A 13276-nucleotide genomic window follows, 5' to 3' on the forward strand; every position below is an offset into this window, starting at 1 on the left:
ACCACTACGGGTGTAATCGAATCCGAACCATTATCTGAACCGGATTATTGTATCACGCTATGACTGTCACGAGTCGCGCTACCGGCGTCACCGTCGAGGCGCGAAACATCGGCGGCATCGAAGACACGCACGTGGAATTCGAACCCGGAATCACGATTCTCGTCGGTCGAAACGCGACCAACCGAACGTCGTTTTTGCAGGCGCTCATGGCCGCGCTCGGAAGCGACACAGCGTCGCTGAAGGCGGACGCAGACGAAGGCGAGGTCAGTCTGACTCTCGGCGACGAAACGTACACTCGCGTCCTCAAGCGGCAAGGTTCGAACGTCGTCACGAGCGGGTCTCCATATCTCTCTGACCCGGAACTCGCCGACCTCTTCGCGTTCTTGCTCGAATCGAACGAGGCCCGCCGCGCGGTCGAACGCGGTGACGACCTGCGCGAACTCATCATGCGCCCCGTCGATACGACCGCCATCGAAGCGAAAATCACGCAGTTGGAGGCCGAGCGGCGGAAGATCGAGACGAAACTGCGCGAAAGCGACGACATCGAACAGACGATTGCGACGCTGGAGCAACGCGAGGCGGAACTCGACAACAAAATCGACAGCGCGCGCGAGCGACTCGAAGACCTCGAAGACGAAATCGAGACCGCAGAGCGGTCCGACGACGGCGACGACGAACTGCTCGACCGGCTCAACGACCTTCGTTCGACGCTCGAAAACGTCCGGTTCCGTCTCGAAACCGAGCGACAGAGCCTCGAAGCGCTCCGCGACGACGAAGACGACATCCGCGAGGCGCTCGACGAACTGCCGGACGAGACGACCGACTCACCGGAAGAACTCGAATCTCGATTGAACGCGCGCCGCGAACGCGTCCGTGAACTCGAATCACAGATGAACGAGATTCAAAATATAGTCCGCGCCAACGAGTCGATGCTCTCGGGAAGTAATCGCGGCGTGACGAGCGCGTTGCGTGACGGCGACGACGGCGACATCACGGACAAACTTCTCGGCGACGACCAGACGGTCTGTTGGACCTGTGGCTCCGAGGTCTCGGAGGGGACGATCGAATCGACCGTCGAACACCTTCAGGAGTACCGGGCGACACTCGCCGCAGAGCGGCGGTCGGCCCGCGAGGAGATTGACGACCTCTCGTCCCGCGTCGATTCCATTGAAGACCGCCGCTCCCGTCGCCGAGAACTGTCGTCAAGACTCGAACAGACGATTGCCGAGCGCGAGGAGACCGCAGAGCGAATCGAAGACCTCGAATCGCGGCAGGAAGAACTCCGCGAGGAGGTCGCAACCGTCGAAGCCGAGGCCGAGGAGGTAGACGACGAGACGGACGAACTGGTCGAACTACACTCGAAAGCGAACCGGGCGGAACTCGAACGCGACCGCCTCGAATCGGAGCGACAACGGGTTCGTGACCGCCTCGACGACGCTCGGTCCCGACGGGAAGAACTCACCAAGTTCGAGGCTCGAACCGAAGAGATCGGCGACGAAATCCGGGAACTCCGCGGTCGAATCGACCGAATCGAAGGCGAAGCGGTGGACGCTTTCAACGACCACATGGAACGCGTGCTCGACATCCTCCAATACGAAAATATCGAGCGAGTGTGGATCGAACGCATCCATCAAGAAGAGTCCGGACGCGGAACGTCCCGCGACCGCAGAGCGTTTGAACTCCACATCGTTAGACAGACCGAATCTGGCTCCGTCTACGAGGATACGGTTGACCATCTGAGCGAGAGTGAACGCGAAGTTATCGGTCTCGTGTTCGGTCTCGCCGGCTACCTCGTCCACGACGTGGCCGAGCAACTCCCGTTTATGCTTCTGGACTCGCTCGAAGCAATCGACTCCGAACGTATCGCGGCACTCGTGGAGTACGTCCACGAACACGCCGAATACGTCGTCGTCGCGCTCCTGCCCGAAGACGCCTCGGCGCTCGACGACGGCCACGAGCGAATCACGGAAATTTAGCCCGAGGAACCGCTTTTACAGCGGAATTGCGTCTCTCTTCTCATTCGTGTCGGTGACTGCGACCGTTACAGGTGTATTGGTGTAATATAATTATCAGAGTGTGAGAATATATACCGTCTCGTCAGCGAAGAGATAGTCGTGCAGTCAGGCGTCAGCTATCGTCTGAAACGCTGACATTCGACGCCATAATAAACTGGTATGTACTTCTGGTTGAGGGCACGCAGTCTGTTGGTTCGCTTTGAGATTATCGCCCTCGAGTATCTATCAAACTCACCAATACCAGCTTGTATTGATATGTTTGTTAGTTTTTATATTGGTTTCTGCTTTCTAATGAAAGAATCAAATGTATCTATTATTCATTTTGCATTCTAGTAAATATATCTGTGGCTGGCCACTCTTCAACACTTATGTGGTCGCGCGCCGAAGATGCCATTATGAGGGTAGATATCGGCCGGGCCGGCATTGCGATTCTCCTCACGTTGTTCGTTATCCTCGGTATCGAAGACGCATACATCTGGGCCGCCTCGGGTGTCGTCCCCGGTATCGAATTCTTCGTTGCGCTCGTGTTCGTTCTCGTCATCGCCGTCGTTGCAATCCGCGAGGCGCGGGCACACCCCCCAAGTCGGTAGCCGATTTCAGTCCCGTCCGCGTTTCGTCACCGTGGATTCGTCTTCTCGTCGTTCGTGCGACAGTCCAGTGACGCCTCACAGCACGCCGACCGGTAGGCGGACGACTCTCGAACCAGTTTGCAATCTCGATACCGGTAGGCGATATCGCTTCCGCAGTCGGCGCAAGTGAGGATATACTTCGGTTCGGCGAACCGACGAACGCGAACGGGCGCATTCACAGCGTCGGCACGCCGTTTGAACGCCGACCCGTGGTCAGTCGCTCCGAACGCCTGAAACTGCTCGACGTGAACGAGTTCGTGGCGAAGTATCGAAGTCCACTCGTCTCGGTCGAACGCTTCGAACGCCCGCCACGAAAGCGACATAGTACACGGCGGTGCCGTCGCGTCGTCTCCGACGGACCGAGACGCCCAATCGACCCGCTTGCCGACAGTCGTCCCATCGACGGTCGGAGTCTTCACCGCCGCCGCCCTCCGCTTTGCGCGGGTCGAAACGTCCCACCGAACGAGGCGAAGACTGACAGCGAAATCGTACGACGACACGGCACGCGAACAGTACGCCCGAGACCAGCGAATCAACTCTTCGTGTGTCTGGATGGTCTCGAACTCCTGTGTGTTCTCGTCGTCGTGTGCCACGTTCTACTCCGTGGTTCGGAGTTCGGTGTGATGGATGTTTTGTTCGTTAACCTCGATTTCCGAGTTCGTCGATTTCGGTTCTCCGATTCCTGCACGCGCCCCGACCAAAATTCCGAGGCGTCTCCGACTTACCAACTATCTAAGTTGTGTTCCCTGCCGTCCGATGGGATAGCTGAACCGTTTCTATCGCGTTTTCAACGCTCAGTCTCCGCTCTAACTTATTCGACCGATAATAACGTCTCTCGGACCCGGTGTGTCTTTATGAGCAGTGTTGCCACCATTCGCATTCCTGCGTCCGCGTTCGTTCTCGACGACGCGCTTTCTCGAACGCCTGCGCTCGAAGTTCGGCCGCTTCAGTCGGTCCAGCTCGACCGCGGGAGCCTCGAACCGCTGTTGTGGATTCGAGGTGCTGACGGTCCCACAGTCGAGTCGTGGTTGCGTGACGACCCGAGTATCTCCGCCCTATCGCGTCTATTTTTGCTCTCAGAGACGAGTCCCGGGGAGACCGCATCCGCCCGCGGTGGTGTCTATCGCGCCCGACTTTCCCCGGCCGTGGACGCGGTTATGCGCGTCTTCGCTGACAACAGAGTGTGTGTCCGTCGTGTACACGGACAGGACGGGTCGTGGACGCTCCGCGTGCTTTCGGAAGACCGTGGTGCACTCGGGTCGGTGGTGGATGCGTGGCAACGCGCCGGCCTCTCACACACTATCGAACGCCACGTGGACTGTGCTTCTCTCCCCCGTTCCACGCGCTTCGGTCTCACCGATTCGCAGTATCACACGCTCGTCACCGCGTATAAATCGGGCTACTACGATATCCCGCGCGAGACGGATATCACGTCGCTCGCCGAGCGGTTCGGAATCTCCCATCAAGCGACGTCTCAGCGCCTCCGCAGAAGCCACCGCACGCTCGTTCGGCAAACACTCATTGACCGTGCGACCCCGGAACTGCCGTTTTGACGCCTTGCAACTGCAACCAACAGTAACATTTCAATCGAACGAGAGAACTCCAGGGGAGCGACCCTTCTCTTGTCACACTTGATTACACGATTTTGGGGTGTGGCGGTGTCTGTTGGTATCCGATTGGCTGTCGTCTCCGGACGTTGCTAGTCGTCGCCACCGACCGTCATCGCCGGTTGTCGCCGCTAGTTGCCACCACTAATCGCTGCCATCGAACCGCCCGTATCACGACTCTGCTCGACCTCTCGAAGCACGACCGACACGTTAAGGTACGATGACAAATGGTAGTTACGTACCACCCGCTGAACGCCGTTGGGACCCACCAACGTTACGAACGAGAGACGCCACTCCATGAGCAACCGAAGCAACAAGGACACACGCCCTTCCACGCCATCACTCGTCAGAACCGGGGTCGAAAGCGGTATCGTCAACTATCGTCGAACAGTTTTGTATCCGCTTCTCGCGTACTGTAAGCGCGTCTTTGGCGATCTCGCCGCGTCCATTCGGAGACGACTCGGTCAGGGGGTCGCCGGCGCGTCCGCTATCGACTTGTCGGCTCGCGGGACAGTGGGCGACACCCTCACGAACACAGATACCACCACGACCCATTTGGATGACGACCCTTCCCACTCAAAACAGCGTTCCGAATCTGACGGATCGGGCATCGAAAATACACTTCCCGACGTGGACCCCGAACTGCTCGACCCCGAGCGTCGAATTTTCCAACTGCTCATCATCGAAGGCGGCCGCCTCTCGCAGGCGACGTTGGTCGAGCGGACGCGGTGGTCTGACTCGACGATTAGCCGGACGCTCTGTCAGATGGAGTCGCAGGGTCGTATCGACCGGTATCGACTCGGCACTGGCAAGTGTGTCGTTCTTCCACAACGCCGCGAGAAGTAGTCTCGATGCGTCGTTGCGACCGCGTTCGGTCGCCCGCTCAGAGTGCGAGCGCTATCGTCCCACAACATAAAAACAGACAGACGAACCGACGTGCTTGTACCGGTGATGGACCGACCTGGCTCAGGTGTCCGATTGCCGACGTTCCCAGTGCGAGTCCGATGAAAACGGCACTCACTGTTGTGAATCGTCCCGTGAACATTGGTCTACTTTCGTCGCCTGCCTTTCGTTAGTGACTGCTCAGTACGCTCGCGTTCTATGCCGACATTCATGGTTTTTGATTACTGTGTTGGCTCTTCGCTATCGGGGTCGTAAGATCGTATTACCGGCGTGATAAGCGCTGAAACTGTCGTGGAATGTTACTCGCACCGTCAGTACGACGTCTACGTACCTACTCGGTCGCACCGCGATAGCCGAAAAAGCAGACGACGAGCGCGACAGGGCCGAATGCGTGTACCCGGTCGGCCGGTCCCGGGCCAAACGCGCCGATGACGAGACCCGCGATACCGAGACACACCACGGCTACGTTCAGTAGCCCCGTCGCTGGCAGTTCACCGGTGCTCGTATCCGGTGTACTCGTGGTCGCTCCGTTCGGCTCTGTGTGTCGCTTCCGAGCTTTGACCGCCTCGGGTCTCCGGTCGAGCCGAGGAGGTCCACCTTCGAATGCCTCTCGACTCGGGTCGTCGCCATTGATTGGCTGTATCACGCCCGTCGCCGGGTCGTATACGATTTCGCCGGCCGCATCGAGATACGGGAGGTCGAAATCGTAGAGCGTCCTGTGTATCTCCTCGTCGGTCGGAACCACCCCGTCGGTCTCCGCTCGGAACCACGCCGCGAGTTCGACGGCGAGTTCACCGATGGTGTACCGTGACCGGGGACGGTCGTTGACCAACGAAACGATGGTGTTGCGGCGCCGCGCCTCGGTGACGCCGCCGAGACGGGGTCTGTCGTCGAGCATCGGGCTAGCGTTTGTTTCGCCGCCGTCTGGGCGACGCGGTGCCCGCGATGGTACCATTGACACGCGGCGGTACTCCACCTATAAAAATAAAACCCGGGTGTCTCCTCTCTAGGAGACCCCGAAAACATCCGTGTTCGCGTTTGAAACCGTTTATCTGTCGTATAGCAATTCGGTGAGGGTTCCTTCGTTCTCACGGTAGCGTCCGAACCGTTCGACCACCACGAGACACCGGACCGATTCACGCATGTTGCGACCGCGGTTTTGGTCGCCCGGATTTCTGTGATACGGTGGGCGACTGATAACCGTTGGTCACCGATTCGAGCGCTGTCCAAGCCGAGATTCACGACGACTTATCGTTGTACTCGTCGCCGGCGAACGTGAATGGCTTAAAATTGTTGGATAATTGATGGTGTCGCAGTATGGCGATTACGTGTGGTTAAACGAACTGAAACAGTTGATAAACTGAATGGATTGCCTTAGCAGTGGACTAAACAGTTCACAACAGTTCGGACTCACCAGAACGAAGTCCGCGATTTATTTGGGGTCGAAATAACGGTTGGAGCGAGAATGTCAACCCAGGTAAACAGTCATGACAACTCACTCATCGACCAGCAGGTAGCCGCCGACGGGCAGGCCGACGAACTCGGTAAAGACGAAATCTACCATCTCCTCCAGAACGAACGACGACGAAACGTACTTCGCTACTTACGCGACCGGGACGGTTCGGTTCAAATGCGCGATATCGCAGAGCAGGTCGCCGCGTGGGAACACGATACGACGGTGCAGGCGCTCATGTCCGACGAGCGACAGCGCGTCTACATCGCCTTGTATCAAGCACACCTCCCCAAGTTAGACGAACAGGGCGTCATCGACTACAACCAGAGTCGCGGTATCGTCGAAAAGAACCCCCGGGCGGCGGAACTCATCGACTACCTCGACCGACCGGACGACGAGGCTGACAACGCCACCCCTAGCCGACCGTGGGGAACGTATTATCTCGTTGTCTCAGGATTGAGCGCAGTTCTCATCGGCGGTTCCGGTCTCAATCTCCCACTTATCGGGTCGATACCGCACTTGTTCGTCGCTCTTGCGATTATGAGTGTCTACACGGTCCTCACTTTCTGGCAAGTCTTAGACGACCTCGAAATGGCCGACGGAAACGGGTAATTTCTCTGACACGCGGTCTCGCGCTTAGACCTATCTGTCCAGTGCTGACTCCCCGCGAGGGAACTGGACGTTCGCTTCGGCTCCCGAGACCGGACCGTCACAGTCGTCTGTGTCCGTTTCTGCCGTGAGATTGATATTGTTGAAGCGAGGTTTGTCAAACCAGACACAACTGCTCGCCATGTGTACAGCCGTGTGTGCCCCGCCCTCCCGAGAGACAGACGTATTCGTCCCCAAGCGACCGCGAGCGACGCATCTCGGAACTCGGTTCGGCGGCGACACACAGCTACCACGCCGCGTTTGTGATAATGTCCCGAAATAATACCTTGCTTCTACTTACTGTGTTCGTCGTCGTTGCGGCTATCGCCTCTGCTCCCGCGGCAGGGTCGAGAAACGTCACCGACTTCGAAATACCCGTCGAAGGACAGTTCACCGACACCGTCCCGGTCAAACAGACCGGCGCGTCAACGTTCCTGTGGGAGTCGGAATCGAATACGCTCGCCGTGGAGTTCACTGCCGCGAACGAGTCCGAACGCTACGAGGTGTGCATCCGAAACGAGACCGGTGAGCGACTCGCCTGCCAGTACGAGCGGTCCGCCTCTCGCAACCGAGTCGTGAGATTCGAGTACGACAACCTCTCTTCGTTCTCGGAGTCGAACAACGTTACCGTGGTTCTGCGGACCGACACGTTGAGAAATCCAAAGACAATCGGTTCCGATACCATCGACATCACCGTTATTCGGCAGGCCGCCGACATCGACGGTGACGGACTCACGAACACGAACGAGGTGACGAATAATTCGTCGATGTTCCTCATCGACACGGACAGGGACGGTCTCAGCGACGGCGCTGAAGTAACAATCTACGGCACGTCCCCGACAAACACTGATACGGACTCGGATAACCTGACAGACGCCACGGAGTTGTCGAAATCGCTGGACCCGACTGACCCCGACACCGACGGTGACGGCCTGAACGACGAACTCGAAACGAGACTGGGGACGGAACCGGACGACGAAAATACGACGCCGATGCTCCTGTTCGCTGGCGGGACGTTCTGTGGTTTCCTCGCGGTCAGTAGTCGATGGGTTATTTGTTCGTCTCAGCGTCGCTTGACCGGCTTCTTGTCGTCGGTTCGCTCGTCGGCCGAGGCTCTCCGCTCGGACACTGCGGACGACCCGGGGCCGACCAACTCGCCTCGCACTTCTATCTCTCGTACCCGGTCGCGCGACCGACACGTCCCGAAACAGTCCGCGCCACAGATCTCGCCCGCCGAGGCCGAGGTCCTTCAACTCCTCCGCGAAAACGAAGGCTGGGTGTATCAAAGCCGCGTCGTCGAACGCACTAACTGGTCGAAATCGAAGGTCAGCCGCCTGCTCTCGAAGATGAACGACAAGGGGATGGTCGAAAAGGTCAGTGTCGGGCGGCAGAACATCATCGCCGAAGCGGGGTCGATGCCGGAGGCCGCGAAATCGACCTTCGACGAGTGACTGTCTTGGCGACTTACTCTCCGACGATGCGCGTGTGATTTACGCCGTGTACTGGGTTTGAAGCCCCACGTAGACGTTGTAGCACAGGCCGGGAAGTTGCCGAAGATCGGGAGTCAACCCGGAACGGAGATACGCGAGTCCGCGGTCGAACCGCCCCTCTTGCAGGTAGAGCGACGCGAGCGTGTAGTGGTGCGTGCCGGTGATGTCGTAGCCGCGGGTTTCCAGTTCCACGACGTCTTCTGCAAACGTTCTGAGATAGTGCGTGTTCGCCTGTCGGACTGCGTCCGCACTCGGGCCGCCCGAGGGATATCGCCGCAAGAGCGGTTCGTCAACGTAGGCGAGTTTTCCCCGTTTGAGGACGCGAATGAGGAACTCGGTGTCCTGATACCGGTCGAACGATTCGTCGAACCCGTCGATTCGCTCGACGACGTCAGATTCGACGACGAGCGTTGACCCGGCGCTCGTGTGGAGGTCCTCCATGAGGATGTCTCTGATGAGTTTCTCGCCGCCTTCTTTCCCCTCGGTCGTGCCGTGGCGACCGACGAACGACTTGAGTCGTTCCCACGTGCGACTGGCTTCCCCGTCGTCGATGAGGGTCGTCCCGCAGTAGGCGGCGACCCACTCGTCACCCCGGCGCTCTATGGTTTCGACCTGCCGTTCCAGTTTGGTCGGTGCCCACTCGTCGTCGGAGTCGAGAAGCGCGATGTATTCCCCGGTCGCAACCTCGATTCCGGTGTTTCGGGCGGCGCTTCCGCCTCGGTTCGTCTCGTGGGCGAGGTACGTCACTCGCGGGTCGTCGTAGGACTCGACCACGGCGTCGGTTTCGTCTCCGGAGGCGTCGTCGATGACGATCACTTCGACGTCCGACAGCGTTTGGTCGAGAGCGCTGTCGATAGCGCGCGAGAGGACATCTGCTCGGTTGTACGTGGGGATGATGACGCTCACTGTCGGCATCGGGTATCGACTGCCACTCCGTGGCGGGGGTGCTTTATTATCACTCGGGTAATGGCCGTTGCGACCGCCGTTGTCCCGTTGACGACGAACAATCCGTCCCGCAACTGTCTCGTCTTCTTGCGGACACAGTCGTATTGCCGTCGGTCGGTTCGCTTATCGGAGCGATAAGTCAGGGCTACGGGCACGATAATAACGGGGGGCGGCTACGATTGCCGAGTCGGATACACGATGACGTTCGAACTACGGACAGGCAGAGATGTGCGTGCTACAACTCTCGTTCCGGCGGCGAGTCGCCTCGGGTTAGCAGTGAGTGAATTCACTCCGGCGGCGTCAACCGCCGCGACGTCTAACCGGCGACCGACCGGGCGCTAATGTGTCGCCGAATCACGCCCGAACAGGAGGACAGACGACCTCCCGGAGCGCGGCTCCGACGGTCTGCTGTTGATGGGGTGAGACGCCGATGAAACGGAACATGGTCACCGCGTTTTTCTCTATCGTCGGCGGACGTCTCTTCATCGTCCTGTCGTCGGTCGTGTTGACGCCGCTTCTCATCACGACTCTCGGATTCGAACTCTATGGGCGGTACAGCACTCTCACAGCCGTCTTCGGTATCTCCACGATTCTCATGAGTTCGGGCATCAACAGCGGCGCTCGAAAATACCTCGCCGAGGAACGGTCGTTCCGCGACTGGAAAAGCAACGTGTTCGGTTACTACCTCCGTCTCGGAACTGTCCTCGCCGTGCTGACGGCCATCGCGTTCGTCGTCGCGGCCCGGTTCGGTCTCGTCGCTACGTATCTCGGTCCCGAGTACGTGGTCGGATTCTACGGGCTGGCAGGACTCACCATCGCAACGCAGTTCCGCGAGTACGCCCGTCGGTCCCTGATGGGCCTCAAACAGGAACACCGCTCGGAGCCGTTGCGCGTGCTCACCAAAGTCGGGAGTCGCCTCACGCTCATCGGCATCGCCTTTCTCGGCTTCGAAATCGGCGGCCTGCTCGTCGGTCTCATCGTCGTCAATTCGCTCGTCGCGGTGCTCGCGCTGTGGTGGCTCCGCGAAAGCGTCTCGCTTCGCGGCGCGTTGACCGGGCCGCCAGACGGCTTTCCGACCGGAGAGCTGTTCAATTTCAACCATCTGTCGGTCGTCTACATGCTGTTTCTCACGTCGCTGTATCACGTTGACGTGCTGATGCTCGCATCTACGGTTACGGAGACGCAGGTCGGCTACTACAAGTCCGCGCTGGTCATAAATCAGTTCCTCTGGGTGATTCCGCGCTCGATTCAGTCCATGCTCATCCAGTCCGTCTCGGACCTGTGGGCCGACGACCGAATCGAGCAGATCAACGAAATCGCCTCGCGCGTCACGCGTTACGGGATGCTCGTCGTGCTCCTGTTGTCGCTCGGATTGGGCGCGCTTGCGAGCGATTTCGTGCCGATGTATCTCGGTTCGGGGTCGATGCCGGTTGTCACCCCGCTTCTCATTCTCTTGCCCGGGACTGTCGGTTTTGCCGTCGTCAGGCCCGTGCTGGCGATTAGCCACGCGAAAGGAGACCTGAAACCACTCATCGCCGCCACCGGTGCCGCGGCACTGTTGAACCTCGGACTGAACGCGTCTTTGATTCCACACTACGGGATTCCCGGCGCGGCAATCGCTACGACCATCGGCTACAGTTCGCTCCCCGTCTTCAACCTCGTAAGCGCCCGTCACCTCGGGTTCAAACCGTTTGTCGGCGCCAGATTGGGACGCGTGGGTGCGACCGCGGCCCTCTCTTCTGTGCCTATCTTCCTCCTGTCGAACGCCATCCAAAACAGCCTCGTCGCTCTCCTTTTCGTTCCGCCGGTCGGGCTGTTCGTCTTCGTCGCGGTCGCGTTCGCCATCGGCGCGGTCGATATCGGTGAGGTGCTGGACGTGATAGAATCGCTTCCGGACCCCGTCGGTTCGTACGCCGCCGCTGTGAACGAACGCCGCGGCGGATTGAGAGCAAGTCGCATTCAGCCGACGGACCGCGAGCCGTGGACCGAACGACACAAACATACGCTCCATCGCGTGCTTCTCATCATTGGCGTCCTCCTTTCGATTTTAGGCGTCGCGCTCGCGGTCGGCGTTCCCGGAACCAACATCGGCGCATCTCCGGATAGTCACACTGGCGCTTCACAGGTACCCACCACGGGACCGACCGCGGAGACGGTGGCCGCACCGGTGACCGAACCGGTGGCGACGACCAACGTGAGCACTAACACGGCTACCGTAGTCACATCCGAGCGGGCGTCCTCGTCGGCGACGACTACTGGACCGCCGCGAGCGTCCGTTTTCGAGTCGCTTCCAGAACGTCAACGTAGAGGTCCGCTATCTCTTCACAGACGTATTCCCACGTGAATTTGTTGGCGTAAGATTCGATGGCGTCGGCGTCCCAGTCTCGACGGAGTGCCGTGACCACGGCGTCGCCGAGTTCGTCGTGGGCCTCCGGTCCATCGACGAGGAGTCCGTACTCCTCGCTTGCGATGACCTCTTCGCTTCCGCCGTTTTCGGTGGCGACGACGGGCGTTCCGCAGGCCATCGCTTCCAGTTGGACGACACCGAAGCTCTCGCTGTAACTTGGCAGGACGAACACGTCTGCGGCGTTCATCCAGTCGTTCAGCGTCTCCGATTCGACGTATCCGAGGAGGTCGGTTCGGTCGGCGATACCGAGGCTCTCGGCGAGCGATTCGAGTTCGTCACGCACCCGTCCCTGTCCGCCGATGACGAGCCGCGCGTCCGGCTCGGACTCGTGGACGCGGGTCATCGCGTGCATGAGGTGTTGGAACCCCTTTCTCGGCTTCAGTGTCCCGAGCGCGAACACGAGGGGTGTGTCGGCGTCGATACCGAGTCGGTCGCACGCGTCGTCGGAGTCGAGTCGTTCGAACACGTCCGTATCGTAGCCGTTGGAGATGTGGACGACGTCGTCGTTGTAGGCTTCGAGTTTCGAGCGGTCGCGGCGGTTGACGCGGATGAGTCGGTCCGCGTTGGTCCACGCTTCGCGCAGGCGCTCGTTTTCGGACTGGAGTTGCGTCTCGAACCAGTCGCGGTTCGCGTGGACGGTCAGGACATAGGGGATGTCGAGTGCCGCTTTCAGTCGCGCGCCGACATAGCCCGCGGTCCACGACATGTGACAGTGAATCAGGTCGAACGAGACGGGATACGATTCGAGTTGGTTTTCGACCTTTCTGGCGTGTTGTCGTCCGAGCAGGTGCTCGCGCTGAACGTCCCACGGGAGATACCACAGGGGCGTCCCGATGACGCGGACGTTGTCCGGAGCCTCCGAGTCGATTTTCGCGTCTTTTCCGAACCCCGTCGCGCCGTCTATCGGCAGACGCGACGCCACGTCTGCGAACCCGTTGTACCTGACACAGACGTGAACGGTGTTGAAATACTCCGCGAGAATATCGACTTGCGACTTGACGAAGTGTTTGTATCCGTGTGAAATGACGAGGAGGTTCTTATCGGCTAATCGGTTGTGGTCCATGCGTTGCGGGCCGTTCGAAGTCGGACCTCAAGATTATCCGGTGGGTAAACCGGGCTTCGTCAGGCCGGAGGCACTTCGGTGTTGTCCACGACGAATCCCCCGGCCCGAAGCGGGAT

Annotated in this window: 11 protein-coding genes; 7 read left to right on the plus strand and 4 right to left on the minus strand. The window is 59.4% G+C overall.

Annotated features, from left to right (window positions below; genetic code table 11):
* The first annotated feature begins 59 nt into the window (after window positions 1-59).
* Window positions 60-1976, plus strand: a complete 1917-nt coding sequence (locus tag C440_RS02495) for an archaea-specific SMC-related protein (RefSeq protein WP_008317947.1) — start codon at window positions 60-62, stop codon at window positions 1974-1976.
* 434 nt (window positions 1977-2410) lie between these two features.
* Window positions 2411-2605, plus strand: a complete 195-nt coding sequence (locus C440_RS02500) for a hypothetical protein (protein WP_049915232.1) — start codon at window positions 2411-2413, stop codon at window positions 2603-2605.
* 26 nt (window positions 2606-2631) lie between these two features.
* Here C440_RS02500 and C440_RS02505 read toward each other — a convergent pair whose 3' ends face one another.
* Window positions 2632-3237 (minus strand): SprT-like domain-containing protein, encoded by a 606-nt coding sequence (locus C440_RS02505; protein ID WP_008317951.1) that lies wholly within the window; start codon window positions 3235-3237, stop codon window positions 2632-2634.
* A 261-nt stretch (window positions 3238-3498) separates the two neighbouring features.
* Between C440_RS02505 and C440_RS02510 the strand changes: the two genes are divergently transcribed.
* Together C440_RS02510 and C440_RS17955 are read left to right on the plus strand one after the other, a co-directional pair.
* Window positions 3499-4197, plus strand: coding sequence for a helix-turn-helix domain-containing protein (locus tag C440_RS02510; RefSeq protein ID WP_008317953.1), 699 nt, complete (start codon window positions 3499-3501; stop codon window positions 4195-4197).
* 351 nt (window positions 4198-4548) lie between these two features.
* Window positions 4549-5097, plus strand: coding sequence for a helix-turn-helix transcriptional regulator (locus C440_RS17955; RefSeq protein ID WP_008317955.1), 549 nt, complete (start codon window positions 4549-4551; stop codon window positions 5095-5097).
* Window positions 5098-5485: 388 nt separating this feature from the next.
* On the opposite strand, the gene C440_RS02520 is transcribed toward C440_RS17955, so the two are convergent.
* The gene (locus C440_RS02520) at window positions 5486-6109 is read right to left on the minus strand and encodes a DUF7344 domain-containing protein (protein ID WP_049915185.1); all 624 of its coding nucleotides are present in this window, start codon (window positions 6107-6109) and stop codon (window positions 5486-5488) included.
* A 510-nt stretch (window positions 6110-6619) separates the two neighbouring features.
* Between C440_RS02520 and C440_RS02525 the strand changes: the two genes are divergently transcribed.
* Together C440_RS02525 and C440_RS02530 are read left to right on the plus strand one after the other, a co-directional pair.
* Window positions 6620-7219, plus strand: a complete 600-nt coding sequence (locus C440_RS02525) for a DUF7344 domain-containing protein (protein WP_008317959.1) — start codon at window positions 6620-6622, stop codon at window positions 7217-7219.
* Between the two features lie 323 nt (window positions 7220-7542).
* Window positions 7543-8706, plus strand: coding sequence for a DUF7343 domain-containing protein (locus C440_RS02530; RefSeq protein WP_241431975.1), 1164 nt, complete (start codon window positions 7543-7545; stop codon window positions 8704-8706).
* A gap of 39 nt (window positions 8707-8745) precedes the next feature.
* Here C440_RS02530 and C440_RS02535 read toward each other — a convergent pair whose 3' ends face one another.
* On the minus strand, window positions 8746-9660 hold the full coding sequence (locus C440_RS02535) for a glycosyltransferase family 2 protein (RefSeq protein WP_008317963.1): 915 nt from the start codon (window positions 9658-9660) through the stop codon (window positions 8746-8748).
* Window positions 9661-10120: 460 nt separating this feature from the next.
* On the opposite strand from C440_RS02535, the gene C440_RS02540 reads away from it, so the two are divergent.
* Window positions 10121-12034: an oligosaccharide flippase family protein gene (locus C440_RS02540; protein ID WP_241431976.1), complete on the plus strand. Its 1914-nt coding sequence runs from the start codon at window positions 10121-10123 to the stop codon at window positions 12032-12034.
* Here the strand turns inward: C440_RS02540 and C440_RS02545 are convergent.
* Window positions 11943-13160: a glycosyltransferase gene (locus C440_RS02545; RefSeq protein WP_008317967.1), complete on the minus strand. Its 1218-nt coding sequence runs from the start codon at window positions 13158-13160 to the stop codon at window positions 11943-11945. The genes C440_RS02540 and C440_RS02545 overlap by 92 nt on opposite strands.
* Window positions 13161-13276 lie beyond the last annotated feature (116 nt).

The organism is Haloferax mucosum ATCC BAA-1512 (assembly GCF_000337815.1).
In the GTDB taxonomy this organism is placed as follows: domain Archaea; phylum Halobacteriota; class Halobacteria; order Halobacteriales; family Haloferacaceae; genus Haloferax; species Haloferax mucosum.

Excerpts from the sequence above, each read along its gene's own strand:
- C440_RS02495 (WP_008317947.1), top strand. The coding sequence starts at position 60 with ATGACTGTCACGAGTCGCGCTACCGGCGTCACCGTCGAGGCGCGAAAC.
- C440_RS02500 (WP_049915232.1), top strand. The coding sequence starts at position 2,411 with ATGAGGGTAGATATCGGCCGGGCCGGCATTGCGATTCTCCTCACGTTG.
- C440_RS02510 (WP_008317953.1), top strand. The coding sequence starts at position 3,499 with ATGAGCAGTGTTGCCACCATTCGCATTCCTGCGTCCGCGTTCGTTCTC.
- C440_RS17955 (WP_008317955.1), top strand. The coding sequence starts at position 4,549 with ATGAGCAACCGAAGCAACAAGGACACACGCCCTTCCACGCCATCACTC.
- C440_RS02520 (WP_049915185.1), bottom strand. The coding sequence starts at position 6,109 with ATGGTACCATCGCGGGCACCGCGTCGCCCAGACGGCGGCGAAACAAAC.
- C440_RS02525 (WP_008317959.1), top strand. The coding sequence starts at position 6,620 with ATGTCAACCCAGGTAAACAGTCATGACAACTCACTCATCGACCAGCAG.
- C440_RS02535 (WP_008317963.1), bottom strand. The coding sequence starts at position 9,660 with ATGCCGACAGTGAGCGTCATCATCCCCACGTACAACCGAGCAGATGTC.
- C440_RS02540 (WP_241431976.1), top strand. The coding sequence starts at position 10,121 with ATGAAACGGAACATGGTCACCGCGTTTTTCTCTATCGTCGGCGGACGT.
- C440_RS02545 (WP_008317967.1), bottom strand. The coding sequence starts at position 13,160 with ATGGACCACAACCGATTAGCCGATAAGAACCTCCTCGTCATTTCACAC.